Genomic DNA, 26,289 nt, shown 5'->3' on the forward strand with positions numbered 1-26,289 from the left:
TTCACGCCATCGCGTTGGCCAGCCGCAGCATGGCCTCGAACTCCGCCGCCGGCAGCGGCTTGCTGCTCAGATAACCCTGGTACTGGTCGCAGCCCAGCTCGCGCAGATAATCCAGCTGCTCGTCGGTCTCCACGCCCTCGGCGATCACCCGCAGCCGCAGGCTGTGCGCCAGCGCGATGACGGAGCGGACGATGGCCGCGTCGTCCGCGTCCGAGCTGATGTCGCGCACGAAGGAGCGGTCGATCTTGAGCGTGTCGAGCCGGAACTGCTTCAGGTAGCTGAGGCTGGAATAGCCGGTGCCGAAATCGTCGACCGAGATGTGGATGCCCTGCGCGTGCAGGCGCTCCAGTATCTGCGCCGCCTCGACGGGATTGTGCATGACCACGCTCTCGGTCACCTCCAGCTCCAGGAAGGACGGCGCCAGGCCGGTTTCCTCCAGCACCGAGGCGACGAACTCCGGCAAGTCCTTTTGCCGGAACTGGTAGGTCGACAGGTTGACCGCCATCCGCATGCCCGGCAAACCGGCCAGCTGCCAGGCGCGGTTCTGCCGGCACGCCGCGCGCAGGACCCAGGCGCCCAGCGGGATGATCAGGCCGATCTCCTCGGCCACCGGGATGAAGTCGTTGGGCGGCACCAGGCCCCGCTCCGGGCTGCGCCAGCGCAGCAGCGCCTCCATCGCCACCACCTCGCCGCCGGCCACGTTGACCTTGGGCTGGTAGTGCAGTTCGAACTCGCCGTGCTCCAGCGCGCGGCGCAGGTCGCGCTCCAGCGCCAGCCGCGCGCCGGCCGCCGCGTTCATCTCCGGCGCGAAGAACTGGTAGTTGGCCCGGCCCATCTTCTTGGCGTGGTACATGGCGCTGTCGGCGTTGCTCATCAGCTCGCGCAGGCTGGCCCCGTCGGCCGGGTACATGCTGATGCCCAGGCTGCCCGAAATGCTCTGCTCCTGCCCCTCCACCACCACCTGCGAGGACAGCGCGTCGAGGATCTTCTGGGCCACGGCCGCCACCACCGTGGGCGGCCCCGCGTCCTCCAGCAGCACCACGAACTCGTCGCCGCCCAGGCGCGCCACAGTGTCCTCGGCGCGCAGGCACTGGGTCAGCCGCTCGGCCACGCCCTGCAGCAGCTTGTCGCCGTAGTGGTGGCCCAGCGAATCGTTGATGGTCTTGAAGCGGTCGAGGTCGAGGAACATCACGGCGAACCGCTTGCCGGAGCGCTGGCCGACGGCGATCGCGTGCTCGATGCGGTCCTCCAGCAGGCTGCGGTTGGGCAGGCGCGTGAGCGTGTCGTGCAGGGCCAGGTGGTGCAACTGGCGGTTGGCCTGGCTCAGGGACTGCACCAGGCCGGCCGTGCGCGCGGCCAGGCGCGCGTCCACCACCGACAGCAGCAGCGTGATGGTCAGCAGCGACACGGCGGTGATGCCCACCAGCGCCGCCAGCCAGGTGCTGTCGACGCCGCCGGCGGCCATGCAGACGCTGGACGGGTCGAAGCGGGCCGCCTCCATGCCGGTGTAGTGCATGGAGGCGATGGCCAGGCCCATCACGACCGCCGCCCCCACCTTCTTGAAATGCGCCAGCAGACCGTTGTCCGCGCGCAACGTGAAGGCCAGCCACAGCGCCGCCACCGAGGCGGCGATGGCGATCGCGACCGAGGCGGAGAACAGCGCGGTGTCGTAGCGTATCGCGGGCAGCATCTTCATCGCGTACATGCCCGTGTAGTGCATGCAGCAGATGCCCAGCCCCATCAGCACGCCGGCCTGCAGGAAGCGCGCGCCGCTGACCCGCTTGCGGCTGACGATGCGCAGCGCGAACGCCGAGATCGTGATCGCCACCAGCAGCGACAGCAGCGTCAGCGGCAAGTCGTAGCTCATCCGGATCGGCAAGGTATAGGCCAGCATGCCGATGAAGTGCATCGACCACACGCCGCCGCCCATCGCCACCGCGCCGCCGCCCAGCCACAACATGCTGCTGCGGCCCTCGGTCTCGGTGACGCGGCTGGTGAGGTTGAGCGCGGTGTAGGACGCCATCATGGCGACCAGGATAGACAGCAGGACGAGGCCCGGGTGGTAACTGCCGATGAGATAGGCCAAAGGTAATCCAGCGTGAGGTTAAATCGGTGGAATCCTGTCCAAGACAGGATTCCCACGACTTTAGTTCATCGCGTTAACATTTGCTAGCGCAATTCGTCGGCGACTACTGGTTCAGGGGCAACGGTAGCAATCGACGAAGGCGCCGACGAAGCGCTCGGCCTCCTCCCGCGGCAGGTGGTTGACGCCGGCCGCCAGCGCCCGCCCCCCGCCGGTGGGGTAGCGCCGGCAAAACGCGTCGGCCGGCACGGCGGCGCCGGCCGGCACCCGCAGGCTGACGACGAAGCCGCCGGCCGGATTGGGCGACAGGATGGCCAGCGCGCCGCCCGGCAGCGAGCGCGCCAGTTCGTTGGCGTACACGCCGATGGCGCGCTTGGCCCAGGCCTCGTCCGGCATGCGCATCACCGTGGCGCCCGGCTCCTGGTGCGCGGGCCGGAGTTGGCGCGCGCGCTCCATGTCGGCCGCGTAGCCGGCGCTCAGCGTGGCGTAGGCGGCCGACTCCCGCACGAAGCCCACCGGGTCCGTGTACGGCAGGATCAGGCCCGCCAGCGCGTGCGGGTCCACATGCAGGTCGGCCACGGTGTCGCCGTAGGCGTTGTAGTTCAGATAAGTGCCCAGGTCGCGCAGGGCGGCGGTGGTGGCCGCGTCCAGGCCGGCCTCGGCCGCCATGGCCGCGCCCACCTTGGGCAGGCTGTCGCCGAAGGCGGCCGCGATGGCCCACTGGCGGTGGCGGCCGCCGAGGTGGCGGTCCACCAGGATGGCGGTGCACACGTCCGGCGCCTCGTCGATGTGCGGGGTGAATGCCGGCGACGCGGGCAGCGCGCCGCTGAAATGATGGTCGAAATAGCGCACCGCGGCGCCGCGGCCGAGAATATCGTCCAGCGCCGCGCGGTTCTGGTCGAGGGAAATGTCGAGCACGGTGACTTGGTCGCCCGCGCCCGCCGCCACCCGCCGCAGCAGCGAGATGTCGCGTTTGACGCCGGTGACCAGCGCCACCTCCCCGGTCGCGCTTGGCCCTTCGGCCAGCCGCAGCTGCTGCAGCGCGCACAGGCCGTCGGCGTCGCCGTTGAATGCGTAGAAATGTGTCATAGTTGAAAACTATAACATCCCGGCGCGTTCACCAGCCCATTTTCCCCCGGACGAAGGCGGCGAGCCTGGCGGCGTTGGCCTGGTGCTGCTTGACACGCGGGTGGGCCTGGTAGCCGGTGAACTCGAAGAACAGCGTGTCGATGCGGCCGTCGCCCTCCCGCCGCATCTCCTCCACGGCGGCGCGCACATAGTCCGGCCATTTGGAGCCGGGCCGCACCGCGTCCATGCTGCCCAGCGCGCAAACGATGTGGGCGCGCGGATACAGCGAACGCAACCTCTCCACGAAGCGCTTGTAGGCGCGCGCGCGCTGGCGGTCGTCCGGCACCGGCAGCAGGCGCTTTTCGCGGTCGATCAGCCAGCTGTCGTTCTGCAGCAGGTTGACCACCACCACGTCCGGCGTCCAGCGGCTGAAATCCCACTTCGAGTCGTTGTCGCCCACCGCGTTCAACTGGTCGTAGAAATCGGGCATGGTGAAGGGGAACCAGCTGATCATCACGCCGATGCCGCTTTGCGAAATCACGTGCGCCTCGGCGCCCAGCTCGCGCGCGGCGATGGACGCGTAGGACAGGAAGTTGTTCTTGTCCTCGAGCCGGTGGTCCGGGCCGTCGTCCGGCGACTCGTTGCCCATGCCGCTGGTGATCGAGTCGCCGAAGAACTCGATGCGGCGCTCCTTGCGCGGGGGCGGCGGCAGCAACGCCGCGCCGTCGGCCAGCTCCAGCCCCTGGAACGCGGTCGCCCCCTCCTCGCCCTCGGTGCGCTTGGTGATCAGGAAGCGGTGCGGCCCGGGCGCCAGGCCGGTGGCCACCGCGTAGGTCTTGCTCCCCTCCTCGGCCCGCAGCACCACCGGACGCGCGAGATCGCCGTCGATGAAGACGTTGAAGAAGTTCTTGCCATACTGGTCGCGCAGCCTCACCGCCAGCGTGCCGCCGGTGAAGTTGCCTTCGATGCTGGAGCCGGGCCAGGACAGCACCGGGGCGGCGGCGTCGGCGTGGTCTATCCTGCCCGTGTACTGGAGATGGGCGTGGTCGGCCGGCACCACCGTCGCGGCCAGCGCCTGGCCGGCGCACAGCAGCGCGGCGAGCGCGCCCGCCAGGCGCGGCCCGAAACGGTACGCCATCATGGCCGGCTTACTCGACGTATGCCGGCGCGGCGATGCGCTTGCCCAGCATGAACGCGTCCGCCACGATGCGCAGCGGGGAGAAGTCGGCGTCCGAGGCGCCGCTGGCGATCAGCTCGTGGAAGTGCGCGTACAGGCCCGGGTATTCGCGCTCGGGCTCCTGCATGACGGGCTTGCCGTCGATCTCCAGTATCGTGCCGCCCATGCTCAGGGCCAGTTTGCCGCCATCCTCCGCCTCGACGAAAATGCTCCAGGTCTGCAGGTTCTCCTGCAGGAAGTCGAAGTCGGCCCGGACCGGCACGCCGCCCTCGGTGACCATGTCCATCCCCACCTCGATCGGCGCGTCGCAATTGACCGGGATGTGCAGGTCGGCCTTCTTGACCACGACCGTGTCGCCGACGATGCGGGTCAGGATCGACAAGGCGTTGATGCCCGGATCGAACACCCCCATGCCGCCGGGCGCGAAAATCCAGGCCTGGCCCGGGTGCCACTGCCGCACGTTTTCCTTCCACACCACGTGGATGCTTTTGAGCGCGCGCTGCGCGATCCAGTCGCGCGTGGCGCCCACCGCCGGGGCGAAGCGCGAGTGCCAGCTGGCCAGCAGCGTCACGCCCCGCTCGGCCGCGAAGTCGCGCAGCGCCTCCGCCTCGCCCAGCGTGGCGGCGGGCGGCTTCTCCAGGAACACGTGGCGGCCGGCGGCCAGCGCCTCCTTGGCGATGCGGTGCCGCACCTGCGGCGGCGTGCAGATGGCCAGCGCCTCGATCTCGGGATGGGCCGCCAGCATGGCCTGCATGTCGCTGTAGCCCACCACGCCCTCGGGGCGCGCGTGCGGCGAGCAGCCCGCCACCAGTTCCAGGTTGGGGTTGGCGCGGATGGCGGGAATGTGCTGATCCACGGCGATTTTGCCCAGGCCGACCAGGCCGATCTTGACGGGTTTATTTGTAGAGTTTGCCATTGCGTTCGAGTTGTGATGGTGTGTGAAGGAGTCGACGGCGAAGCCAGGCGTTTCGCGTCTCGCAGTCGGGAGGGTAACTGCCCGTCGCGCACCGCACCTATGCCTTTTTTAGCGAAAGGTATGCGATTTTTATCAAATTTGGCATTCCGGTCACACACCGCGCCCCGGCCGCCCGCTTTGGGGGATAATCGGCCGAGGACAGCCACCCGCGGGACCGGATCGATGCCCCACCCTATCGAACATCACACCGGCGCCCGCCGCGGCCTGCCGGCGCGTTTCGCCAGCCTGGTCCTGACGGACGACTTCCGCCAGCGGCGCCGCGTCGCCATGGTGCTGATGACCGTGGCCATGTACGCCGTCTGCTCGGCCATACTGGGCTATGGCGTGGTGTTCGGCATCTTCGACCCGGCCCGGGCGGCGGTGCTCGGCCTGCTCTTCGCGCTGACCGCCATCGTTTTCTTCGTGCTCATCCGCGGCGGCTACAACCTGCGGTTCGCCGAACCGTCGCTGGCGTTCCCGCAGGCGGCCGTCGCCCAGACGCTGGTGGCCATTTCCTACGCGGTGACCGGACCGGTGCACGCGGCCAACCTGGTTTTCCTGGCGATGGTCATGTGCTTCGGCATGTTCGACATGAGCACGCGCAATGTCCGCCTGCTGCTGGTCTACACGGTTTGCCTGATGGGGGCGGTGATGGCCTGGTGCGCGCACACGGATCCGGCCACCTATCCCGCGCGGCTGGAAGTGATTTATTTCGCCATGACCGCCAGCGCGCTGCCGGCGATCGGTTCGCTGTCGGTGCAGCTGTCGAACATGCGCGGCCGCCTGCGTTCCCAAAAAAAGGAACTGGAGGCGGCGCTCGAACATATCCGCAAGGCCGCCACCCACGACGAACTGACCGGCCTGCCCAACCGGCGCCATGCGCTGGCCCTGATGGCGGAGCACATCAGCCGCGAGGCGCGCGGCGGCCCGATGGTCCACGTCGCGCTGATCGACCTCGATCATTTCAAGAATGTCAACGACACCTTCGGCCATCGCGTCGGCGACGAGGCCCTGGTCTGCTTCGCCAGGCAGGCCCGCGCCCATTTGCGCGGCGACGACATCGTCGCGCGCTGGGGCGGCGAGGAGTTCTTGCTGGTCCTGCCGGAGACGCCGCACGGCGATCCCAACATCGGCATCGAGCGGCTGCGCGGCGCGCTGGCGGCGACGCGGATCAGCGAAGCGGCGCCGCACCTGCGCATCGCGTTTTCCAGCGGGATCACCCGCCACGTCAAGGGCGAGGGAATCGACGACATGATCGAGCGCGCCGACCGCGCCCTGTACACGGCCAAGACCTCCGGGCGCAACCGGACGGTCGCGCTGCACCCGGCGCCGCGGCCGCCCGGCGCCTGAGGGCGTCACGGACAGGAAGGCGGGGCGCCGGGCGTGAAACCCAGCGAGCCGGCGGTGGCGATGGTGGTGGAGGTGGGCAGCGTGACGGGTATCTCGATCAGCGGGAACGCCGTCTCGTAGGGCACGGGGTTGCAGGCGGTGGCGTCGGCCGGGTCGCAGATCCGCACGCGCACGAAGCGGATGCAGCTGCCGTCGTTGGGGTTGCGCAGACAGGTCAGGCGGTTGCCGGCGGGGCAGGAAGGCAGGCTGCCCGTGGCGATCGGCTCGCGCGGCAGGTCGCCCGTCGCGCCGCGCGGCTGCGACATGTAGTCGATGCGGACATGCTGGTCGGTGACCGGAGTTCCCAGCCGCAGGCCGCCCGCCGAGTCGCGGAAGACCGCCGCATGCCGCACCGACGCCATCGCCGTCGCGTCGCTGAAGTCGGTGACCGCCGCCAGTTCGCCCGCGCGGCGCGTGACCTCCTGCAGCGTGTTGAACAGGTACATCATCCGCGCCAACTCGAGCACGCCGAAGATGAAGGCGAAGAAGACCACCAGCAGGATCGCGAACTCGACGACAAAGGCGCCGGCCTGCGGTTCGCGTGGCGGAGCGGACCGCGTGGAGGAGTCAGACGCCCCCGCCGCGGCGCGGCGCCGGCGTGGCGGAAAACGGTTCATCCGTGTCATGGGAAGAGCTCCACTTGGCCGCCCAGCGATTGCTCGGGAACGGCGCCGGCGAATTCCGCGGGGAGGCTGGTCGCGGTCGCCGGCACCGTCATGAAGAACCTGCCGATGCCCAGCACGGTCGCCGTCGTCGTCGCGCCCGCGCCGACGGGACAGGACAGCAACGGCACGTTGAGCACCCGGCGGTTGGCCAGCCCGGGCTTGGTGGCGAGGGTGGGGGCCAGGAAATTGACGCCGGCGATGGCCTTGTAGGGCGTGGACACGCCGGACGGGTAGCTGGCCGCCGCGGTGGGAGGGGCCGACTGGTACAGCGTCGCCCAGACGGAGGTGGCGAACGGCGTGTAGCCGGCCGCCGGCTCGGGCGTGCCCGCGACGTAGGACGAAAAGGGCACGGCCCTGGCGTACGCCCACAGCGGTCCGTAGGCCGACGCGGTGCCGGCGGTTCCCGGCAACTGGTCGGCGACGGTCCAAAGCTTGCCGCCGACCGTCGTCGACAACGCCGTCTGGCCGCTGGGCGCGACGGCCATCCACGAGTTGACGTTATAGATGAATGGCCGGACGTTGGTGTCCGGCGGCGCGCCGTTCGGCGTGCAGTAGCCGCCGGTGTACTGGTCGAAGCGGGAATTGAGATGCTGGTACAGCGACGCCAGCGGGAATGGCCGGCCCACCGTGATGGCGCCGCCCGTGACCCGCGGCATGGCCATGGTGCCGCTGCAGACGAAGGGGCCTATCGTCGCCTGCAGCATGTTGGCGGCGGCGCCGGCGCTGCCCGGCGGCGCGGTGGGGTCGATGGCGAAGTTCTCGGGCGTGGTGGCGCCGGGATTGAGCTGCATGAGGTCATAGACCACGCCCCGGCGGAAACCGAACTCCACCAGTTCAACCTGCGGCGGCGTGCCCGGATTGGTGCGCGACGCGGCCGGCGTGGCCGCCATGGCGCACACGGCCAAGGGCGCGACCCGGATCGAGGCGCGTCCGGCCACCGCGCGCCCGCCGGTCGTGACGGACTCCAGCGCGCCCGACAGCGCGCGCATGAACACCAGGTCTATCTTGCCGTGCGCCTCGTCCAGGGCGGTGGTGTCCACCTTGACGAAGCCCAGGCCGGAGGGGGCGGACTGCGCCGCCGCCGCGTCCAGCCAGGCGCCGTCGGACTCGCTGCCGAACCTGATGGCGGCGTCGCTCCATACGACGTCGCGCTGGTTGTACTGGTACTTGAAACCGCCCGCGATGGCGCTCGCGGCGGCCAGCGCGTTCGCGACCCCGGCCGCCGTGCCGTTCAACTGGCGCGCGGAGGCGAGCGCGATCTGGTCCGCCATGCCCTGCAACTCCGCCTTGCGGTTGTAGAGCATCCCCAGGTCCAAAGCTACGCCGATGAAACCCAACAGCACGGCCGCGACGATCGCGAACATCACCGTCATCGCGCCGCGCTGGCCGGCGCGGCGGGCGTATGCGCCGCGCGGGATGTCGCTCCTTTGCCTCATGCCGCCTCCCCATGCCGCCACGTCAGGATTTAATTTCCAAAGCGCAACAAGCGCCGTAGCTAGCGATTTTAGTCAGCGCGGGAAGGCATGAGTTGACAATGGGCAAACTTTGGCCGGCCTCCGCCTATTCGCTGTCGGGCTGCCGTGACGGGTGCGCGAGCTGGAACGCCGGCAGCTCCAGGCAGGCGGCCTCGATCGCCAGCAGCGTCGGGAACGGCGCCAGGTCCATGCCGAAGCGGCGGGCGGCGAACAGCTGCGGGACCAGGCAGCAATCGGCCATGGTGGGCGTATCGCCAACGCAGTAGCGGCCCCGCTGCGGATCGCGGCGCAGGTCCGCCTCCAGCGCGGCCAGGCCGACGCCGTGCCAGTGGCTGATCCAGGCGGCCTTGCCCTCCTCGCTGGCGCCCAGCGGACCACTGAGGTACTTCAGCACGCGCAGGTTGTTGAGCGGATGGATGTCGCAGGCCATGGCCAGCGACAGTGAACGCACCCTGGCCCGCGCCAGCGGCGCGGGCGGCAGCAGCGGCGCGGCCGGCCGCGTCTCGTCCAGGTATTCGATGATGGCCAGCGACTGGCCGATATCGGCCCCGCCGTCGCTCAGCGTCGGTACCAGTTGCTGCGGATTGCGCGCGCTGTACGCCGGCTTGAATTGTTCGCCGCCGTCGCGGTTCAGGTGCACCGACAGGTACTCGTACGGCAGGCCCTTCAAGCCCAGCGCGATGCGCACGCGGTACGCCGAGGAACTGCGAAAATAGTTATGCAGCACCAGCTGCGAAGTCGATTCCGTCATCAAGAGACTCCCATGTATTGTTGGACGATGCCGGGTTCGGCGCGCAGCGCGTCCGAGCTTCCCTGCCACACCACCCTGCCCTTCTCCAGCACGAAATGGCGGTCGGCGAACTTGAGCAGCGCGCCCACGTTCTTGTCGATGACGATCTGCGACAGCCCCTCCGCCTTCAGTTCGGCCAGCGCGGCCCAGATCTCGGCGCGGATGATGGGCGCCAGGCCCTCCGTGGCCTCGTCCAGCACCAGCAGCCTCGGATTGGTCATCAGCGCGCGGCCGATCGCCAGCATCTGCTGCTCGCCGCCGGACAGCTGCCAGCCGTGGTTGCCGCGCCGCTCCCGCAGGCGCGGGAAGAAGCGGTACACCCGCTCCAGGTCCCAGGGCCGCAAGCCGGCCTGGCCGTGGCGCGGCGCGCGCGCCGTGGCGACCAGGTTCTCCTCCACCGACAGGTTGGGGAACACCTGGCGTCCCTCCGGCACCAGGCCCAGTCCCAGCCGCGCGATGCTGTGCGACGGCAGCCTGGCCAGCGGCTGCCCGCCGAAGGCGATGGCGCCGGACTTCAGCGGCAACATGCCGAACAGGCACTTGATGGCGGTGGAGCGCCCCATGCCGTTGCGGCCCAGCAGGGTCACCACCTCGCCCGCCTTCACGTCGAAGCTGACGCCGAACAGCGCCTGCGCCTGGCCGTACGACGCGTGCACGTCGCGCATCTCGAGTAATGTCGTCATGCCTCTGTCTCCTCTTCGCCCAGGTACACCGCCCGGACCTCCGGATGGTTGCGGATCTCGTCCGGGGTGCCGGTGAACAGCACCTTGCCGTACACCAGCACGGTGATGCGGTCGGCCAGCGCGAACACCGCGTCCATGTCGTGCTCGATCAGCAGGATGGAATAGCGGCCCTTCAGGCGCGCCAGCATCGCCACCACGGCGGCCGACTCCTGCACGCTCATGCCGGCCATGGGTTCGTCGAGCAGCAGGAATTTGGGTTGCGCCGCCAGCGCCATCGCCAGTTCAAGCTGGCGCCGTTCGCCGTAGCCCAAGTCGGCGGCGGGCGCCTCGGCGCGCGCTCCCAGCCCGCAGGCTTGCAGCGCCTCGTCCGCCGCCCTGGTCTGGGCGCCGCGCGCCAGCATGGGCTGCCAGAAACGCCAGCCATGCTCCTGCGCGCCGATGGCCGCCAGCACGGCGTTCTCGCGCACCGTGAAGTCCTCGAAGATGGAGGTGATCTGGTAGGAGCGCAGCAGGCCGCGCCGCGCCCGCGCGTGGATCGGCAGTGCCGTCACGTCCTCGCCGTCGTACCAGACCTTGCCCTCGTTGGACGCCAGCTCGCCCGACAGCTGGTTGATCAGCGTGGTCTTGCCGGCGCCGTTGGGGCCGATGATGGCGTGCAGCTCGCCGGGGCGGATGTCCAGCGACACCGAGTCCGTGACCAGGATGCCGCCGTAGCGCTTGACCAGCGCCTCGGTTCTCAGGATGCTCATGCTTGTCCTCCGGCGGCGGGCGCCGCGATGGGGCCCGCGGCGGTGGCCGCGGTGTTGGCTGCGGTGTTGGTCGCGGCGGGGACCGCGACGGTGGGCGCGGTGGCGGCGACACCGTCCGGCGCCTCCTCCGGCGCGGCGCGGGAACGCGGCGGCGACAGCTTCGCCAGCAGCCCGGCCAGGCCGGCCGTGCGCAGCAGCGCGATCAGGAAGATCGCCAAGCCGAAGATGGCGGGCCAGAACTCGGTGGCCATCTTCAGCAGTTCCTCCGCGCCCATGAAGGCCACCGCCCCCAGCAAGGGACCGAACACCGTGCCCAGGCCGCCGAGCACGATCATCACGATCAGGTCGCCGGAGACGATCCAGCTCAGCGTGGCGGGCGACGCGAAGGCGGTCAGGTTCGCCAGCAGCATGCCGGCCACGCCGCACAGCACCGCCGACATCACATACGCGGCCAGCAGGTAGCGCCGGCCTTGCAGGCCGATGGCGTTGACGCGGCGCGCGTTCTGGCGCGCGCCGCGCAGCACCATGCCGAACGGCGCCACGCGCAGCCGCGCGGTCCACCAGATCACCAGGCACAGCACCGCGAAGGCAACCGCGTAGGCCGTCAGCGGCTGGCCCAGGTCCTGGCCGAAGAAGCGGCTGGTGGCCGTGATGGGCGTGCCGTCGTCGCCGCCGTACTGCTTCAGGCTGACGAAGACGAAGTAACCCATCTGCGCGAAGGCCAGCGTGATCATGATGAAGCCGATGCCGGTGGTGCGCAGGCTGACGGCGCCCGTCAGCAGCCCCACCAGGCCACAGGAGACGACACAGATGGCCAGGTGCACCCAGCCATTGTCGATGCCGTGGTATGCCGGAATCGCCACGCTGTAGGCGCCCAGGCCGAGGAAGAGCGCGTGGCCCAGGCTGACCAGGCCGCCGAAACCGAGCGCCAGGTTGAGGGCGGTGGCGGCGATCGCGTAGACCAGGATGCGGGCGAAGAACACGATGTAGAAAGGCTGTTCGGCCGCGGTGGCGACGAAAGGCACCAGCGCCAGCATGGCCAGCAGCAGCACCGGCACCAGGTTGGCGGGACGCCGCAGCGCGGAGAGATTTGCGGATAACATGATCAAGTCCTTCCAGCGGGGAACAGGCCTTGCGGGCGCAACGCCAGCACCACGGCCATCAACAGATACACCAGCATCGACGCCAGCGCGGGTCCGGCGGCGTTGGCGACGTCGCGGCTGGCGATCTCGCGCAGCAGCGCCGGCAGGAAGGCGCGGCCCAGCGTGTCGGCGGTGCCGACGATCAGCGCGGCGTAGAACGCGCCGCTGACCGAGCCGATGCCGCCGATCACGATCACCACCAGCGCGGTGATCAGCACCGGTTCGCCCATGCCGGTCTGGATCGACATGATGGGGCCGGCCATGACGCCGGCCAGCCCGGCCAGCGCCGCGCCCAGCGAGAACAGCACCGCGTTGAGCAGCTTGATGTCCACGCCCAGCGCCGACACCATGGCCGGATTGACGGCGCCGGCGCGGATCAGCATGCCCAGGCGCGTCTTGTGCATCAGCAGGTGGGCGCCGACGGCCACCGCCAGTCCCACCACGATGATGGCGAAGCGGTAGCTCGGGTAGCTGATGCCGAACAGGTCGACCGTGCTTTCAAGGAAGGCCGGCAGCGGCAGGAAGTAAGGCTGCGGGCCCCAGATGATGCGCGTGATCTCGTTGAAGAACAGCACCAGGCCGAAGGTGGCCAGCACGTGGTCCAGGTGGTCCCGCCCGTAAAGGCGCGAAATGGCCGCCCGTTCCAGGATGAAGCCCAGCGCCACGCAGCCGGCCACCGCCGCCAGCAGCGCCAGCCCGAACGAGCCGGTGTGCTGGTAGGCGGTGGCCGCGAAATAGGCGCCCAGCATGTACAGCGAGCCGTGCGCCAGGTTCACGAAGCTCATGATGCCGAACACCAGCGTCAGCCCCGCGGCCAGCAGGAACAGCAGCACGCCGAACTGCAAGCCGTTCAGCAGCTGCGTCAACAGCAGTTGGATGGTCATGCCGTTCTTCCTCAGGGCAGCGCGCATTTGGGCTGGTAGCTGTCGGCGTGCGCCGGCAGCGGTGTGCCCAGGACCTTGACGGTGGGCTTGCCGCCCTCGCTGGCGACCTGGAAGGCGTAGTAGTTCTGCACCGGCATGTTGTTCTTGTTGAAGCGGAACGGGCCGCGCACCGATTTGAACTCGGAGCCCGCCGCCTTGACGGCGGCGGCCAGCGCGCGCTTGTCCGCCGCCTGGGCGCCGGCCTTGCGCACGGCCACGTCCAGCAAGCGGCCGGCGTCGTACGCGGCGGCGGCGTACTCGCTGGGCACGCGCTTGTACTTGGCCGTGAAGGCGGAGACGAAGGCCTGGTTCTCCGGCGTGTCCAGCGCGGCGTCCCACATGGCGCCGAAGGTGGTGCCGACTGCGGCGTTGTTCAGCGCCGGCATGGTGGTGCCGTCCACGGTGAACACGGAGAAGTTGGGCAGCTTGGCCAGCATGCCGGCCTGGCTCAGTTGGCGGATGTAGTTGACGCCCATGCCGCCCGGGTAGAAGGCGAACACCGCGTCCGGCTTGGCCGACTGCAGTTGCGCGATCTCGGCCGAGTAGTCGGACTGGCCGACCTGGGTGTAGACCTCGTCCACCACCTCGCCCTTGAAGTAGCGCTTGAAGCCTTGCAGCATGTCCTTGCCGGCCTGGTAGTTCGGCGCCATCAGGTAGACGCGCTTGTAGCCCTTCTCCTGCATGAACTTGCCCATGCTCTCGGCCGCGCCGTCGTTTTGCCAGGCCACGCCGAACACGTTGGCCGCGCACGAGGCGCCCGCCACCGGCGACGGGCCGGCGTTGGTGGAAATGGCGACGACGCCGGCGTCGACGATCACCTTGTGGCTGGCCATCATGACGTTGGAGAAGCCCAGGCCGACGATGGCGTTGACGCGTTCCTTGTCGATGAACTTGCGCACGATCTGGTTGCCCACCTCGGGCTTCAACTGGTCGTCCTCCTTCAGCACCGTGACGGCCTGGCCGCCCAGCTTGCCGCCGGCCTGCTCCAGCGCCAGCATGAAGCCGTCGTACTGGTCCTGCCCCACCACGGCCACGGGGCCGGACAGCGGCGCGGAAAAGCCGATCTTGATCTGGGCGTGGGCGGCGCCGCCCAGCAGCATGGCGGCGCAGGTGCAGCAAGCGGCGATAATTTTCTTGTTCATGGTTGTCTCCGTGGTTGTTGTATGGGGATCAGCCGAGGTCGACGTAGACCCGGCCGTTTTCTATCTTGACGGGATAGGTGCGCACCGCCTCCGTGGCCGGCTCGCAGGTCGCGCGCCCGTCGCGGATGTCGAACTTCCCCTGGTGCAGCGGGCATTCGATCTCGTGCCCGTCGAGGAAACCGTCGCACAGCCGCGCGTTCCCGTGCGTGCACAGGCTGGCGGTGGCGTACACCTCGCCGCCGGCGCCGTACAGCGCCAGCTCCACGCCGCCCGCCGCCACCTGCGTCACGTCGTCCTCCGGCACGTCCGCCTCGGCGGCCGCGTCGATCCAGTTGCTGCTCATGGGTGTCTCCTCAGATGGGGTAAATCAGGGAATTGGGGATCATCTCGGTGTCGTAGACGCAGTGGCGCTGTTCGAAGCGCAGGCCGTCCGGCGTGGCGCGCACGCGGTCCAGGTAGCGGCCCACGTTGAACACCGTGCTCTCCTGCGACAGCTTGGTGCGGAACACCGCGTAGTTGGCCTGCGCCACGATGACGCCGCCCTCCACGCGCTCCACCAGCGGCGCGCCGGTCACGTGGCGCTGGTAGTACGGATCGTGGAACAGGGTTTCCTTGATGCCGTAGGCGCGGTCGCGCAGCATGCCCTTGCTGATCAAGGCCAGCGTCGACAGCGGGAAGCCGCGCTCGTGGTTCTCGCGCGGCTGCACGCGGTAGTCGCAATCGTCGACGAACAGATCGACCCACCTGTCCCAATCGTTGCTGTCCACCGCCAGCGCGTAGTCGGCGTACAGGCGGTTCAGCGCGATCCAGGTTTCGAAGTCCAGGGTATTCATACGTCCATCACCTTGCGCCAGTAGTTGTACATGCCGCGTATCAGCGTTTCCGTGACCATGTGGTCGGTGTTCTCCGCGCCGTAGCCGCCCAGTTCCGCCACCGTGCGGTGGTTCGGCTTTTGCTCGAAGCCGCACTGCGACAGCTCGATCACCTCGCCGTCGTCGGCGGACACGAAGCCGGCCGGGCCGAACAGGTTGGCCTGGATCAGGCGGCGTTCCGTCATCTCCGGCGTGTCGTCCTCGAAGCCGAAGTGGGTCCAAACGAAGTCGAACGAGCCGGTGCCGTTGGGCTGGATGTGGCGCGTCGACACGCTGTTCACCTGCTGCTGGAAGATCACGCTGGGGAACACCGTCATCATCACGGCCGTCGGGCCCTTCCACCAGGCCTCGGGCACGATGTCGAGCAGGCGCTTGTCGTTGACCTCCATGCCGGCCTTGAAGCTGGTCACGCCCGCCGTCACCTCGCTGGTGGCGGCCTGCTGGCTGCGGGTCGACACCATCGCCGCGTGGCGGTAGTGGGCGTCCATCTTCAGTTCCGACTTGTTGTCCGCGCGCCACAGGCCGTAGGTGACGAACCAGGTGTGCAGCAGTCCCGGATGGTAGGGATCCTTGATGTTCTCCTGCATCAGCTTCCAGTTGCCCGGGATGCGCTGACGATTGTAGCCCAGGATGGTGAGCTTGCGGCCGTTGAACAGGCGGTCGAAATAGCCGCACATGTCGGGGCCGAGGAAGTCCTCCAGCGATTCGATCCCGTGGTCGAAGGAGGCGAACACCACGCCGCCGCGCACCGCCACCTTGAGCTGGTTCAGGCCATGGTCGGCGGTGTTGAATTCCTTGGGCATGCCGCCATTGACCTTGCCGTCCTGCTTGACGCCGCGCCGGAACGGCACGCCCTGCAAGTCGCCCTTCAGCGTGTAGCTCCACTGGTGGTAGGGGCAGACGAACTCCTTCTTGTTGCCGTGGCGCTCGCGGCAGAACTGCATGCCGCGGTGGGCGCACACGTTTTCCACCACGTTCACGCTGCCGTCGGCGGCGCGCGTGAGGATCACGGAGCGCTCGCCGATGACGGTGCGCTTGTAGTCGCCCGGGTTCGGAATCTCCGCCTCCAGGCCGACATAGCACCAGTGGCCCTGGTAGAACAGGCGTTCCAGCTCGCGCTTGTAGAGCGACGCGTCGGTGTAGGCCCAGAACGGAATGCGGCTCGATCCGGGCTGGTCCCAGACCGGCTTGATCGGGAAGACGGCGGCCATGGTCACGCTCCCTCGACGCGCACCATGATGGGCGCCAGGCCGGCCACCTGGCCGAACATCACATCGCCCGGCACCACGGCGTTCACGCCCTCGGGGGTGCCGGTCATGATGACGTCGCCCGGCTCCAGCGCCTCGTATTCCGACAGGAAGGCGATCGATTCGGCCACCGACCAGATCAGCTTGGAGATGTCCGAACTCTGGCGCGGCTCGCCGTTGACGGTGACGGAGATGGCGCCCTCGGTCAGGTGGCCCACGTCGGCCACCGTCGAAATCGTGCCGATCGGCGCCGACTTGGCGAAGGACTTGCCGAACTCCCATGGGCGGCCCTTGTCGCGCGCCTCCAGCTGGATGTCGCGGCGCGTCATGTCCAGGCCGACGGCGTAGCCGTACACGTGCTCCAGCGCCTGTTCCAGCGGGATGTTGGCGCCGCCCTTGCCGATGACGGCCACCAGCTCGATCTCGTGGTGGAAGTTGGCGGTCTTGGGCGGATACGGAATCGTGGCCTCGCCGGCGCCGGCCTGCACGATGGCGTTGGCCGGCTTCATGAAGAAGAACGGCTTTTCGCGGTCCGGATCGCGGCCCATTTCGCGGGCATGGGCCGCGTAGTTGCGGCCCACGCAGAAGACGCGGTTGACGGGGAAGCGCTCTTCGCTGCCGGCGATGGCGAGGCTGAAGACTGGGGCGGCTGGAACTGCGTATTTCATGGTGGTCTCCTGATGAGGGGGTTCAGTGCTGTGCTTTTTCTTCGCGCCACAGGCCCAGCGCCTGCTGGATAGGCCGGTCCGAGAAACTGAAAAGAATGGTGTCGGCGTCCGCGCGCAGGCGCAGCGGCTGCCAGGACGGCACGACAAACACGTCGTTGAGCGCGAAATCGAATCGCTCGCCGCCGATGTCCGCGCCGCCCCCGCCCTCCAGGCACACGTAGACGGTGCCGTCGGTGCAGCGGTAGGGCAGCGTCTCGAAGCCGGCCGGCAGCAGCTGCGCGAACGCGCCCATGGTCGGCATGGGCGAGGCGCCGGTGGCGGGATTCACATAGCGCAGCTTGTGGCCGAGGTGCGCGTCGATGGCGCCGCGCGCGATGCCCAGCAGGGATTCGCGCGTCTTGGCGAACGGGTAGACGAACACCTTGGTCGGCTGCGCCGCGGTCTGCGCGAAATCGACCGGCAGCATGTTGTTGCCGTAGCGGGCCAGCGCGTCGCCCTCGGGCCGGCTGGCCTCCTGCGTCGCCTGCGCGCCGTGCTCGGCGAAGCCGGCGTCGAAGAAGCGCACGGTCGGGATGTCCAGGCCGTCCAGCCATACCACGGGCTCGTCGCCCAGGTTGCCGTGGTCGTGCCAGGTCCAGGCGGGGGTGATGATGAAGTCCCCGCGCCGCATCGTGGTGCGCTCGCCGTCGACGGCCGTGTAGGCGCCCTCGCCGTCCAGCACCAGCCGCAGCGCGGACTGCGTGTGGCGGTGCGCCGGCGCCACCTCGCCCGGCATGATCAGCTGCAGGCCGGCGTACAGCGACTGCGTGATCGAGGAGTTGCCGCGCAAGGCCGGGTTTTCCATGATCAGCACGCGGCGCTCGGCCTCGGCGGCCGTGATCAGGCGGCCCGCCTCCATCACGTGCGGGCGCACGTCGGCGTAGCGCCACAGCGCCGCTTGCAGCGGCGAGGCCGGCTGCCTGGGCACCAGCGCGCCCAGCACCTCCCACAGGGGGGTCATGTAATGCCGGTCTATGCGCTGGTAGAAGTCCTGGCGGGCGCCGTCGTCCCTGGCGTTGCTCATGCTGTGTTCTCCTTTGTTATTGATGGTCAGATGCCGCTGGGGTAGAACGCGTCCGCGTAGACATGCTCGGGCGGCACGCCTTTTTTCCGGGCCAGCATGGCGGCCGCCTCCACCATGGGCGGCGCGCCGCACAGGTAGGCGCGCCAGCCGGCCAGGCTGTCCCAGTCGCTGTTGAAGGCGTCCGTCACCAGGCCGCTGCGCCATTGCGGATCGTCGTTGCCGGTGCTGACCACGACATGCAGGTGCAGGTTCGGGTGCCCGAGGCGCAGCTCTTCCAGCCACGCCAGGCCGTAGACGTCGCGCGGGGTGCGCACGCCGAAATACAGGTGGATGGGCTGTTCCATGCCGGCCGCCAGCGCGCCGCGCACGATGGACAGCACCGGCGCCAGGCCGGTGCCGCCGGCCACGCACAACATCGGCCCCTCGTGCTTGCGGCGCAGGTAGGCCGTGCCCAGCGGACCGCTGACGCGCACCGCGTCGCCCACCGCCAGCGTGTGCTCGATATGGCCGGTGACGCGGCCGTCCGGCACCAGGCGCACGTGGAATTCCAGCTCGTCGCCGCCGGGAACGTTGGCCATGGAGTACGGGCGCGCCAGCTCCGGGCCGAATTGCAGGGTGGCGTACTGGCCGGGCGAGAATTCCAGCGGCTTGGCCGGCTTGAGGCGCAGGCGGCGGATGTCGTGCGTCATCGGCTCGATGGCCAGCACGGTGGCCTTGACGATGCGCGCCGGATGCGTCACCACCTCATCCGGCTCCGGCACCTCGACCACGCAATTGCCGGTCACCACGCTCATGCAGGCCAGCACATAGCCCTCGTCGTCGGGATGCGTGATCTTCGAGTCGCGCCCCGTTTCCAGCACCTCGCCCTCCAGCACCTTGCAGCGGCAGGTGCCGCAACGGCCGGCGGTGCAGCTGTAGGAGATCGGAACCTGGTGCTCGCGCAGGGCGGCCAGCAGGTTGGCGCCTGGCTCCAGATGCAGGGTGCGTCCCAGCGGTTGCACGACTAATTCCATGACCATCCCCATGTGTTGAACCGACGTTGAACTGATGCTTAACTGATGGGCAAAGTATAGAAAGCGGAGTAATATAAATAAATAGAATCCCGTGAATGCATTAAATCACTCGTAGCAATATTACTCGCCCATGGAACTGAAAAACGTCGACCTCAACCTGCTGCTCGTGTTCAACCAGCTGCTCGCCGAACGACGGGTGTCGAAGGTGGCGGAGGCGCTCGGGCTGACGCAGCCCGGCGTCAGCAACGCCCTCAAGCGGCTGCGGCTGCTGCTGGGGGATGAGCTGTTCGTGCGCACGGCGCGCGGCATGGAGCCCACGCCGTACGCGCTGCGCCTGGCCGAGCCGATCGGCTACGCGCTGTCGACCATCCACGACTCGCTGAACGAAGTGGCGCACTTCGATCCCGCCACCAGCAAGCGCAAGTTCACGCTGGGCATGACCGACATCGGCGAGATGTATTTCCTGCCCAAGCTGATGGAGATCCTGCGCCGGCAGGCGCCGGGCGTCAGCGTCAGCACCGTGCGCAACACCACCGTGAACCTGCAGGATGAAATGGAGGCCGGCCACGTCGACCTCGCTATCGGGCTGCTGCCGCAGCTGAAGTCGGGCTACTTCCAGCGCCGCCTGTTCAGGCAGCGCTATGTGTGCATGTTCCGCAAGGGGCATCCGCTGGACAAGGAGGGCTTGACGGTGGAGGAGTTCCGCGACGCCGACCACGTGACGGTGGTCGCCAGCGGCACCGGCCACGCGATCGTGGACCAGTCGATCGAGCGCCTGGGCATACGGCGCAACATCGGGCTGACCGTGCCGCACTTCGTGGCCGTGGGCCATATCCTGTCCAACAGCGCGATGATCGCCACGGTGCCGGAACGCTACGCGATGGCCTGCGTGCAACCGTTCAACCTGCGCTACGTGACCCATCCGCTGGCGTTGCCTGAGATCAACATCAACGTGTTCTGGCACGCGAAATTCAACAAGGAGCCGGCCAACAAGTGGCTGCGCAGCCTGATCTTCGACAACTTCGCGGATGGACGGGAGGCCTAGCCCGCCTGGAATAGCCCGCCCGGAATGGCCCAAGCATAATTTTTGCTATGATGGCACTTACTTTGAGCATTCAGATTGACAACGCCATGCAGCCCGTCGCCGAAACACCCGTGAAAGAAGAACTCGACTACGTCACCTCCTGCGCGCTGCCGACCCCGTGGGCGCAGTTCACGCTGCACGCCTTCGTCGAGCACGCCACGGGCAAGGAACACCTGGCCATGGTGCTGGGCGACATCGGCGACGGCCAGCCTGTGCTGGCGCGCGTGCACTCCGAGTGCCTGACCGGCGACGTGCTGTATTCGCAACGTTGCGACTGCGGCGCCCAGCTCGAGGGCGCGCTGAGGAAGGTGGCCGCCGAGGGCCGCGGCGTGGTGCTGTACCTGCGCCAGGAGGGCCGCGGCATCGGCCTGATCAACAAGATGCGCGCCTACCGCCTGCAGGAGGCCGGTTTCGACACGGTTCAGGCCAACGAGCAACTCGGCTTCAAGGCCGACCAGCGCAACTACGCGCTGGTCGAACCCATGCTCAAGCAATTCAACGTCACCAGCCTGCGCCTGATGACCAACAACCCGCGCAAGATCGCCGCCATGGAGGCGCTGGGCGTGACGGTGGCCGAGCGCGTGCCGCTGCTGGTCAACCGCAACAAGTTCAACCAGCACTACCTGAACACCAAGGCCGCCAAGCTGGGCCACATGATGACCCCGCCGCCGCCGGCCGCCGAGGATGGCGAGCTGTAACACACCACCGAACATCCCCAAGTACCGGATCTGCATGAAACTAAGCCATCTCGCCGCTGTACTGACCATGACTTGGGGCTGCGCCGAAGCGTTGGCCGCCCCGCAGGGGGGCGCCCCCGCCGCGCCCCCCGCCACCGCCGCCCCGGCCGACAACGCCGCCAACAACCCGGCCAACAACGCGGCCGACACCCCGGCCGTGCAACTGCCGCCGCCGTCCAGCGCGGCGCAGAAGCTCTATTCCAGCGCCAAGGCCGACCTGCTGCAGGTGCGCTCGCTGCTGAAAAGCGGCCGCACCCAGTCCTCGGTGGGCTCGGGCTTCCTGATCGGCACCAGCAACCTGGTGCTGACCAACTACCACGTGGTGTCCCAGTTCGCGCTCGACCCGGACACCTACACCGGCGAGTGGGTCGACACCGGCGGCCAGCGCGGCAGTGTCGAACTGCTGGCGGTGGACGTGCTGCACGACCTGGCCGTGGTGCGCGTGAACCGCCAGGGCACCGGCGTGTTCAACGTGCCCGAGCAGCTGGCGCGGCTCACGCAGGGCCAGTACCTGTACTCGCTGGGCAATCCGCTGGACCTGGGCTTCGCCATCTCCGAGGGCTCGTACAACGGCGTCATCTCGCGCAGCTTTTACGACCAGCTGATGTTCACCGGCCCCATCAACTCGGGCATGAGCGGCGGCCCCAGCGTCACCGTCGGCGGCGAGCTGGCCGGCGTCAACGTGTCCAAGCGCCTGGACGGCGAACTGGTGAGCTTCCTGGTGCCGGCCCGCTACGCGCAGGAACTGCTGAAAAAGGTCAAGCCGGCCGCGCCGCCGCCCAAGGACTTCACCAGCGTGGTGGCCGAACAGCTGCTGGCGCACCAGAAGGCGATGGTGGACCAGTTGCTGGCCACGCCGCTGACCATGAAGGCCATGGGCCCCTACATGGTGCCGGTGCGCGAATCGGAGCAGATGCGCTGCTGGGGCAGGTCCAACGTGAAGGCCGACAAGCCGTTCACGGTCGACATCACCAGCTGCTCGATGGAGTCGGCCATCTTCGTCTCCGGCTCGTTGCAAACGGGCGCGATCGGCATCCGCCACCAGTTCATGCGCAGCGCCGGGCTGGACCGGGTGCGCTTCGCCCAGCTCTCCAGCGCCTCGTTCAAGAACGAGGGCTTCGGCAGCAACAAGGACAGCCGCCTGACCGGACCGCAATGCACCGAGCAGTTCGTGCGCAACGCCACGCTGCCGCTGCGCGCCGTGCTGTGCGTGCGCGCCTACCGCAAGTTCGACGGGCTGTACGACTTCGCCCTGCTGACCGCCAGCACCGACGAGGGATTGATGAACCTGCAAAGCCGTCTGGACGCGCGCGGCGTGTCCTATGAAAACGGCATGCGCACCGCGCGCGCCTTCCTGGAAGCGCTGGCGCGCGGGGCGGTGAAATGACGGCGCCCTACTACATCGAGGTGTTGAGCCGCAACGGCGACGTGCTGCACCGCCACCGCTACGACCAGCTGCCCATCCGCATCGGCCGCAGCTACGGCAACGACTGCATCCTGGACGACGCCCACACCGCCGAGCGCCACGCGGTGATCGAGGCCGACGACGAGGGCCACCTGGTGATGCGCGACCTGGACAGCCAGAACGGCCTGGTCCACCTGGGCAAACGCCAGCCCGCCGTGCCGCTCAACGGCGGCACGGTGGTGCGCCTGGGCCACACCCGGTTGCGCGTGCGCGACGCGGACTTCCCGGTGCCGCCAGAAATCGCCGACACCACCATGCACGCCTGGGAGGGCGGCGCGCCCGCGCTGGCCGGCATGGCGCTGATCGCGCTGTTCACCGGCGTGGAGGAGGCGCTGTCGGACGCCGAGCCGTTCCAGACCATCCGCTACCTGCTGACGATCGCCTCCGGCCTGGGCGCGGGGCTGGTGTGGAGCGGCGTCTGGGCACTGGCCAACCGCCTGTTCGGCGGCCACGCGCGCATGGGACGGCACCTGTTCATCCTGGGCAGTGGGCTGATCACCGCCGGCGCCTGGAAGGTCATCAGCAACGTGCTGGCCTACGCCTGGTCGGCCGAGGTGTTCACGCGCTACGGCAACCTGGTGACCCTGGCGATCGCCTGCGGCATGGTGTTCTTCCACCTGCGCACCATCATGCCGCGCCACCCGGGCCGGCTGGCCTCCGGCTGCGGCATCCTGATGGCGCTGGGCTCGGGCCTGATCTTGATGAGCAACCTGCAGAACACCGGGCGGCTGGCGGACGAGCTGTACATGTCCGTGCTGCTGCCGCCCGAGGTCAGGCAGAGCAAGGAGCACGCGGTCGACGAGTTCATGCGCGACGCGGCCAAGCTCAAGGAAAAGGCCGACGGCGCCCGCTCCGGCACCGTCAAGGCGGAGCTGGACGACGACGAGCAATAGCGATTCATCGGCGCCCCCCCCCCGCTACCGCGGCAACACCAACAAGGCCGCGCGCCTGGCCGTGGCGGCGCGCCAGCACCTGTACGTCCGGGCCGCCGCCGAGGAGAGAGCGACGCCAGCGGCGACATCCACAAATTCACCGCCGGCATGGCGGCCGCGATCGAGCGCCTGGGAAAAGGGGTCAGGAAAAGGGGTCAGGTTCGGTTTTCTTTAAAAGGGGTCAGGTTCGGTTTTTTAATACCGAACCTGACCCCTTTTACTTTTAATTGAACCTGACCCCTTTTTATTTTTCGCCGCGGCGGAAGCTGCAGGAGGCGCGCCGGTCCAGGATTTGAACGCGCGCTGGAATCCGCTTGACATCGGGTGGCCGGCGCCGCCGGGCATTCTTGGGTTGCATGTAAGCCATTGACGTTATCTGTGTGCAATCGCACAGACCATTGCTATTTTTCAACGCATGCTATGGCTCAACTGCAACTAAAACGGAGAACAAAATGAACGGAATCAAAATCATCGGCATCGTGCTGATCGTCGCCGGCCTGCTGGGCGGCGTGCTGGGTGGGTTCAGCTTCACCCAGGAGACGCACAAGGCCAGCGTGGGACCGATCAACCTGTCGGTCGCGGAAGAGAAAAAGGTCAACGTGCCGCTGTGGGCCAGCGTCGCCGCGGTCATCGCCGGCATCGCGCTGGTGGCGACCGGGTCGAAGCGCTGATTCAGCCGCAGCGCACGACCTTTTGATCGAGCTCGCCGAACGGCAGCGTGCCGCGGGCGTCGATGGCGGCCATGCGCACCTGGTCGCCGAAGCGCATGAAGGGCGTGCGCGCCGCGCCGGCCCCGGCAGGTCCCCGCGTTCAGCCGCGCGGCGGGCCGCCGGCCGCGCCGGGAGGCGGACCGCCCGGCGCCCACTTCTCGCGCGACTGGAACAGGAACAGCTGCGAGGCGTCGGCGCCGGCCGGCGCGGAGCGGGCCGTCCATTGCTCGTCGTGCAGGTCCATGTCGGCGTCGTACTCCACGTGGCAGCCGAGCGGGCTGTTGAAGTACCAGAACCAGTTGGAGCCCATCTTGTGGCGGCCCGGTCCCCAGAACGATTGGTAGCCCTTGGCCACCATGCGGCTGCCGGCCTGCATCACCTCCGTCGGCCCGCCCATGTGGAAAGTGAAGTGCTCGCAGCCCTTCATGAACGGCGGGGTCTGGATCAGGAACAGCGTGTGGTGGTCCCGCGTGCCGGCGGGACGCAGGAAGGGACCGGCCCCCAGCAGGCGGTCGGTGCAGCGGAAGCCCAGCCGCCCGGTGTAGAAGGCCTCGGCCTTCGCGGCGTCCGGCACGAAGTAGACCACGTGCGACAGCGAACGCGGTCGCACCACCGCGTCCTCGTCCACGGCCGCCACGTTCACGCCGCGGCCCGGCGCCGCGCCGGGCGCGTTGATGGCCTCGGCCGGCAGGTCCAGCGCGCGGCGCGCCGTCACCTGGAAGCCGAGCGTGAAGCCGGCGTCGTCCCGCGCCTCGATGCCGCCGTCCGGCAGGCGCCGCACTTCCCTGTCTTTGCCCAGTTCCTCGGCGATGGCCGCCAGGGCGGCGGCGTCCGCCACGCCGTAGATGGTCTTGCGCAGCATGCTGGCGGTGCCGAGCGGCGCCGGCAGCGCCGCGTCGTCCTGGCGGGCGATGACGATGGCCGTGCCGTCGAGCGCCTCGAAGCGTCCGCCGCCCACCGGCGCCAGGCCGTAGTCGGCGAGGTATTGCGCGCAGGCGTCGACGTCGTCGACTCCGAAGACCAGTGCGTCGGGTCCGATGATATTCATGTTGTTTCCTTGCTTCTCAAGTTGTTTCTCAAGTTGGTGTTCACACCGAGGTGCGGCCGCCGAGGGTCTCCGCCACCCAGTCGGCGATGTAGGCGCCGGCGTTGGCGGAGTTGTCGAAGCTGGAGTGCTGCACGCCGCCCTCGCGCGTGGTGAAGACCTTCAGCTCGCGGCGCGGGCTGTTGACCAGCTGGTCGTAGGTGCGCTGGGACCAGTGCAGCGGAATCTGCGAATCCTTCTCGCCGTGCGTGACCAGGAACGGCACCTTGACGCGGTCCAGGATGCCGTCCAGGTGGACGTTTTCAGCGATGCGCAGGAAGTCGTCCATGTCCTTGGCGCCCCACACCCATCGCACGTGTTCCCAGTAATGCGGCACCGGCAGGCTGCCCTCGCGCGCCAGGCGTTTCCGCTGCACATCGCGCCAGTCGTGGTTGGCGCCCCACGCCACGCCGCAGGCGAATCGCGGCTCGAAGGCCACCGCGCGCGGGCAGTAGTAGCCGCCCAGCGAGACGCCCTCCAGGCCGATGCGCTTCGCGTCGACGTCCAGGCGCGTCTCCAGCCAGTCCACCACCTTGCCGGCCCAGCGCTCGCTGTCGTACACGGCCGTCATGCCGTGCAGGCGCAGCGCCTCGCCGGTGCCCGGCTGGTCGATCACCAGCGAGGAGACGCCGCGCTTCGCCAGCCACGCGGGCAGGCCGACGCGGTATTTCATTTCCTTGGTCGAGTCCAGGCCGTTGACCTGGACCAGGATGGGCGCCGGGCCCCGCACGCCCTCGGCGCGCACATACAGGCAGGAGATGTGGGCGTCGCCGTAGGGGATTTCGACCCGTTCGCAGTTCTCCCCGGCCAGCTCGACGCCGCGCGCGAAGACGTCCAGGAAACGCCGGTACAGGGCCTCGCGTCCCTCCGCGCCATGCGCCTGCAGGCGCTCGGCGGTGAGGTAGTAGATGGCGGCGCGCGAGTACTTGTCCCCGGCGGAGATCAGGCGGCCGCGGGTCTCGTCCTCGTCGGCCAGGCCGCACAGCTTGTCGGCCATGCGGGCCCAGGTTTCGCGGAAGGCGCGCGTGCCGGCGGCGTCGGGCTGGCGCGCCGCCTCCTGCAGCGGCGCGCACATCTCCTCGATCTCGCCGATGCGGGCGCCCATCTCGATCGCCAGGTCCACCGAGAGGTTCCAAACGTAGTTGGTGGGGAAGTATTTGAACATGGGTTTCT

The 26,289-nt window shown here is 68.6% G+C and carries 26 protein-coding genes; 6 read left to right on the top strand and 20 right to left on the bottom strand.

From position 1 onward, the window contains the following. Position 1 precedes the first annotated feature (1 nt). From BM436_RS06625 to BM436_RS06640, 4 genes are all read right to left on the bottom strand, one after another. The gene (locus tag BM436_RS06625; RefSeq protein WP_093554700.1) at positions 2 to 2,086 is read right to left on the bottom strand and encodes a putative bifunctional diguanylate cyclase/phosphodiesterase; all 2,085 of its coding nucleotides are present in this window, start codon (positions 2,084 to 2,086) and stop codon (positions 2 to 4) included. A gap of 111 nt (positions 2,087 to 2,197) precedes the next feature. Next, positions 2,198 to 3,172, bottom strand: coding sequence for an acetyltransferase (locus tag BM436_RS06630; protein ID WP_093554701.1), 975 nt, complete (start codon positions 3,170 to 3,172; stop codon positions 2,198 to 2,200). 28 nt (positions 3,173 to 3,200) lie between these two features. Then, complete coding sequence (locus BM436_RS06635; protein WP_229489442.1) at positions 3,201 to 4,292, bottom strand: SGNH/GDSL hydrolase family protein; 1,092 nt, start codon at positions 4,290 to 4,292, stop codon at positions 3,201 to 3,203. 7 nt (positions 4,293 to 4,299) lie between these two features. Further along, positions 4,300 to 5,244, bottom strand: a complete 945-nt coding sequence (locus BM436_RS06640) for a Gfo/Idh/MocA family protein (RefSeq protein WP_093554703.1) — start codon at positions 5,242 to 5,244, stop codon at positions 4,300 to 4,302. Between the two features lie 222 nt (positions 5,245 to 5,466). Here BM436_RS06640 and BM436_RS06645 point away from each other — a divergent pair, with 222 nt between their 5' ends. Then, complete coding sequence (locus tag BM436_RS06645) at positions 5,467 to 6,633, top strand: GGDEF domain-containing protein (protein WP_177307013.1); 1,167 nt, start codon at positions 5,467 to 5,469, stop codon at positions 6,631 to 6,633. A gap of 5 nt (positions 6,634 to 6,638) precedes the next feature. Here the strand turns inward: BM436_RS06645 and BM436_RS06650 are convergent, their stop codons facing one another. The 14 genes from BM436_RS06650 to BM436_RS06715 form a co-directional block, all read right to left on the bottom strand. After that, positions 6,639 to 7,298 carry a TadE/TadG family type IV pilus assembly protein gene (locus BM436_RS06650; protein ID WP_229489444.1) on the bottom strand — a complete coding sequence of 220 codons (660 nt, stop codon included), beginning with the start codon at positions 7,296 to 7,298 and terminating at the stop codon, positions 6,639 to 6,641. Further along, a complete protein-coding gene (locus BM436_RS06655; RefSeq protein ID WP_093554706.1) occupies positions 7,295 to 8,773 on the bottom strand; it encodes a pilus assembly protein TadG-related protein in 1,479 nt (492 codons plus the stop codon). The genes BM436_RS06650 and BM436_RS06655 overlap by 4 nt, the downstream gene beginning before the upstream one ends. A 124-nt stretch (positions 8,774 to 8,897) precedes the next feature. Beyond that, positions 8,898 to 9,542: a maleylacetoacetate isomerase gene (gene maiA / locus BM436_RS06660; RefSeq protein ID WP_218164826.1), complete on the bottom strand. Its 645-nt coding sequence runs from the start codon at positions 9,540 to 9,542 to the stop codon at positions 8,898 to 8,900. 20 nt (positions 9,543 to 9,562) lie between these two features. Next, positions 9,563 to 10,285 (bottom strand): ABC transporter ATP-binding protein, encoded by a 723-nt coding sequence (locus BM436_RS06665; RefSeq protein ID WP_093554708.1) that lies wholly within the window; start codon positions 10,283 to 10,285, stop codon positions 9,563 to 9,565. Further along, on the bottom strand, positions 10,282 to 11,034 hold the full coding sequence (locus BM436_RS06670; protein ID WP_093554709.1) for an ABC transporter ATP-binding protein: 753 nt from the start codon (positions 11,032 to 11,034) through the stop codon (positions 10,282 to 10,284). The genes BM436_RS06665 and BM436_RS06670 overlap by 4 nt, the downstream gene beginning before the upstream one ends. Continuing rightward, entirely contained in the window at positions 11,031 to 12,137 is a 1,107-nt protein-coding gene (locus BM436_RS06675) for a branched-chain amino acid ABC transporter permease (RefSeq protein WP_093554710.1), read from the bottom strand. The genes BM436_RS06670 and BM436_RS06675 overlap by 4 nt, the downstream gene beginning before the upstream one ends. Before the next feature lie 2 nt (positions 12,138 to 12,139). Beyond that, a complete protein-coding gene (locus BM436_RS06680; RefSeq protein WP_093554711.1) occupies positions 12,140 to 13,060 on the bottom strand; it encodes a branched-chain amino acid ABC transporter permease in 921 nt (306 codons plus the stop codon). 11 nt (positions 13,061 to 13,071) lie between these two features. Then, entirely contained in the window at positions 13,072 to 14,241 is a 1,170-nt protein-coding gene (locus BM436_RS06685; RefSeq protein ID WP_093554712.1) for an ABC transporter substrate-binding protein, read from the bottom strand. A gap of 28 nt (positions 14,242 to 14,269) precedes the next feature. Further along, a complete protein-coding gene (locus BM436_RS06690) occupies positions 14,270 to 14,584 on the bottom strand; it encodes a non-heme iron oxygenase ferredoxin subunit (RefSeq protein WP_093554713.1) in 315 nt (104 codons plus the stop codon). Between the two features lie 10 nt (positions 14,585 to 14,594). After that, positions 14,595 to 15,074, bottom strand: coding sequence for an aromatic-ring-hydroxylating dioxygenase subunit beta (locus BM436_RS06695; protein ID WP_093554714.1), 480 nt, complete (start codon positions 15,072 to 15,074; stop codon positions 14,595 to 14,597). Beyond that, complete coding sequence (locus BM436_RS06700) at positions 15,071 to 16,324, bottom strand: aromatic ring-hydroxylating dioxygenase subunit alpha (RefSeq protein ID WP_093554715.1); 1,254 nt, start codon at positions 16,322 to 16,324, stop codon at positions 15,071 to 15,073. The genes BM436_RS06695 and BM436_RS06700 overlap by 4 nt, the downstream gene beginning before the upstream one ends. A gap of 2 nt (positions 16,325 to 16,326) precedes the next feature. Further along, on the bottom strand, positions 16,327 to 17,028 hold the full coding sequence (locus BM436_RS06705) for a fumarylacetoacetate hydrolase family protein (protein WP_093554716.1): 702 nt from the start codon (positions 17,026 to 17,028) through the stop codon (positions 16,327 to 16,329). Positions 17,029 to 17,050: 22 nt separating this feature from the next. Beyond that, the gene (gene gtdA / locus BM436_RS06710) at positions 17,051 to 18,091 is read right to left on the bottom strand and encodes a gentisate 1,2-dioxygenase (RefSeq protein ID WP_093554717.1); all 1,041 of its coding nucleotides are present in this window, start codon (positions 18,089 to 18,091) and stop codon (positions 17,051 to 17,053) included. Between the two features lie 26 nt (positions 18,092 to 18,117). Further along, the gene (locus BM436_RS06715; RefSeq protein WP_093554787.1) at positions 18,118 to 19,104 is read right to left on the bottom strand and encodes a 2Fe-2S iron-sulfur cluster-binding protein; all 987 of its coding nucleotides are present in this window, start codon (positions 19,102 to 19,104) and stop codon (positions 18,118 to 18,120) included. Between the two features lie 130 nt (positions 19,105 to 19,234). On the opposite strand from BM436_RS06715, the gene BM436_RS06720 reads away from it, so the two are divergent. From BM436_RS06720 to BM436_RS06740, 5 genes are all read left to right on the top strand, one after another. Further along, entirely contained in the window at positions 19,235 to 20,149 is a 915-nt protein-coding gene (locus BM436_RS06720; protein ID WP_093554718.1) for a LysR family transcriptional regulator, read from the top strand. An 86-nt stretch (positions 20,150 to 20,235) separates the two neighbouring features. After that, a complete protein-coding gene (gene ribA / locus BM436_RS06725) occupies positions 20,236 to 20,886 on the top strand; it encodes a GTP cyclohydrolase II (RefSeq protein ID WP_093554788.1) in 651 nt (216 codons plus the stop codon). Between the two features lie 34 nt (positions 20,887 to 20,920). Next, on the top strand, positions 20,921 to 22,312 hold the full coding sequence (locus BM436_RS06730; RefSeq protein WP_093554719.1) for a S1 family peptidase: 1,392 nt from the start codon (positions 20,921 to 20,923) through the stop codon (positions 22,310 to 22,312). Then, positions 22,309 to 23,283, top strand: coding sequence for an FHA domain-containing protein (locus BM436_RS06735; protein ID WP_093554720.1), 975 nt, complete (start codon positions 22,309 to 22,311; stop codon positions 23,281 to 23,283). The genes BM436_RS06730 and BM436_RS06735 overlap by 4 nt, the downstream gene beginning before the upstream one ends. Before the next feature lie 491 nt (positions 23,284 to 23,774). Continuing rightward, positions 23,775 to 23,993 (top strand): hypothetical protein, encoded by a 219-nt coding sequence (locus BM436_RS06740; RefSeq protein ID WP_093554721.1) that lies wholly within the window; start codon positions 23,775 to 23,777, stop codon positions 23,991 to 23,993. 139 nt (positions 23,994 to 24,132) lie between these two features. Here the strand turns inward: BM436_RS06740 and BM436_RS06745 are convergent, their stop codons facing one another. Beyond that, positions 24,133 to 25,080, bottom strand: coding sequence for a VOC family protein (locus BM436_RS06745; protein WP_093554722.1), 948 nt, complete (start codon positions 25,078 to 25,080; stop codon positions 24,133 to 24,135). 40 nt (positions 25,081 to 25,120) lie between these two features. Continuing rightward, entirely contained in the window at positions 25,121 to 26,281 is a 1,161-nt protein-coding gene (locus tag BM436_RS06750; protein ID WP_093554723.1) for an alpha/beta hydrolase family protein, read from the bottom strand. Positions 26,282 to 26,289 lie beyond the last annotated feature (8 nt).

Source organism: Pseudoduganella namucuonensis, assembly GCF_900116645.1.
GTDB lineage: Bacteria > Pseudomonadota > Gammaproteobacteria > Burkholderiales > Burkholderiaceae_D > Rugamonas > Rugamonas namucuonensis.

Bases quoted from the DNA above. Each gene is read 5' to 3' on its own strand.
- BM436_RS06640 (WP_093554703.1), bottom strand. From the start codon at position 5,244: ATGGCAAACTCTACAAATAAACCCGTCAAGATCGGCCTGGTCGGCCTG.
- ribA (WP_093554788.1), top strand. From the start codon at position 20,236: ATGCAGCCCGTCGCCGAAACACCCGTGAAAGAAGAACTCGACTACGTC.
- BM436_RS06715 (WP_093554787.1), bottom strand. From the start codon at position 19,104: ATGGAATTAGTCGTGCAACCGCTGGGACGCACCCTGCATCTGGAGCCA.
- BM436_RS06670 (WP_093554709.1), bottom strand. From the start codon at position 11,034: ATGAGCATCCTGAGAACCGAGGCGCTGGTCAAGCGCTACGGCGGCATC.
- BM436_RS06645 (WP_177307013.1), top strand. From the start codon at position 5,467: ATGCCCCACCCTATCGAACATCACACCGGCGCCCGCCGCGGCCTGCCG.
- BM436_RS06750 (WP_093554723.1), bottom strand. From the start codon at position 26,281: ATGTTCAAATACTTCCCCACCAACTACGTTTGGAACCTCTCGGTGGAC.
- BM436_RS06680 (WP_093554711.1), bottom strand. From the start codon at position 13,060: ATGACCATCCAACTGCTGTTGACGCAGCTGCTGAACGGCTTGCAGTTC.
- BM436_RS06730 (WP_093554719.1), top strand. From the start codon at position 20,921: ATGAAACTAAGCCATCTCGCCGCTGTACTGACCATGACTTGGGGCTGC.
- BM436_RS06690 (WP_093554713.1), bottom strand. From the start codon at position 14,584: ATGAGCAGCAACTGGATCGACGCGGCCGCCGAGGCGGACGTGCCGGAG.
- BM436_RS06735 (WP_093554720.1), top strand. From the start codon at position 22,309: ATGACGGCGCCCTACTACATCGAGGTGTTGAGCCGCAACGGCGACGTG.
- BM436_RS06740 (WP_093554721.1), top strand. From the start codon at position 23,775: ATGAACGGAATCAAAATCATCGGCATCGTGCTGATCGTCGCCGGCCTG.
- BM436_RS06705 (WP_093554716.1), bottom strand. From the start codon at position 17,028: ATGAAATACGCAGTTCCAGCCGCCCCAGTCTTCAGCCTCGCCATCGCC.
- BM436_RS06700 (WP_093554715.1), bottom strand. From the start codon at position 16,324: ATGGCCGCCGTCTTCCCGATCAAGCCGGTCTGGGACCAGCCCGGATCG.
- BM436_RS06655 (WP_093554706.1), bottom strand. From the start codon at position 8,773: ATGAGGCAAAGGAGCGACATCCCGCGCGGCGCATACGCCCGCCGCGCC.
- BM436_RS06635 (WP_229489442.1), bottom strand. From the start codon at position 4,292: ATGATGGCGTACCGTTTCGGGCCGCGCCTGGCGGGCGCGCTCGCCGCG.
- BM436_RS06695 (WP_093554714.1), bottom strand. From the start codon at position 15,074: ATGAATACCCTGGACTTCGAAACCTGGATCGCGCTGAACCGCCTGTAC.
- BM436_RS06665 (WP_093554708.1), bottom strand. From the start codon at position 10,285: ATGACGACATTACTCGAGATGCGCGACGTGCACGCGTCGTACGGCCAG.
- BM436_RS06630 (WP_093554701.1), bottom strand. From the start codon at position 3,172: ATGACACATTTCTACGCATTCAACGGCGACGCCGACGGCCTGTGCGCG.
- gtdA (WP_093554717.1), bottom strand. From the start codon at position 18,091: ATGAGCAACGCCAGGGACGACGGCGCCCGCCAGGACTTCTACCAGCGC.
- BM436_RS06685 (WP_093554712.1), bottom strand. From the start codon at position 14,241: ATGAACAAGAAAATTATCGCCGCTTGCTGCACCTGCGCCGCCATGCTG.
- BM436_RS06675 (WP_093554710.1), bottom strand. From the start codon at position 12,137: ATGTTATCCGCAAATCTCTCCGCGCTGCGGCGTCCCGCCAACCTGGTG.
- BM436_RS06650 (WP_229489444.1), bottom strand. From the start codon at position 7,298: ATGACACGGATGAACCGTTTTCCGCCACGCCGGCGCCGCGCCGCGGCG.
- BM436_RS06745 (WP_093554722.1), bottom strand. From the start codon at position 25,080: ATGAATATCATCGGACCCGACGCACTGGTCTTCGGAGTCGACGACGTC.
- BM436_RS06720 (WP_093554718.1), top strand. From the start codon at position 19,235: ATGGAACTGAAAAACGTCGACCTCAACCTGCTGCTCGTGTTCAACCAG.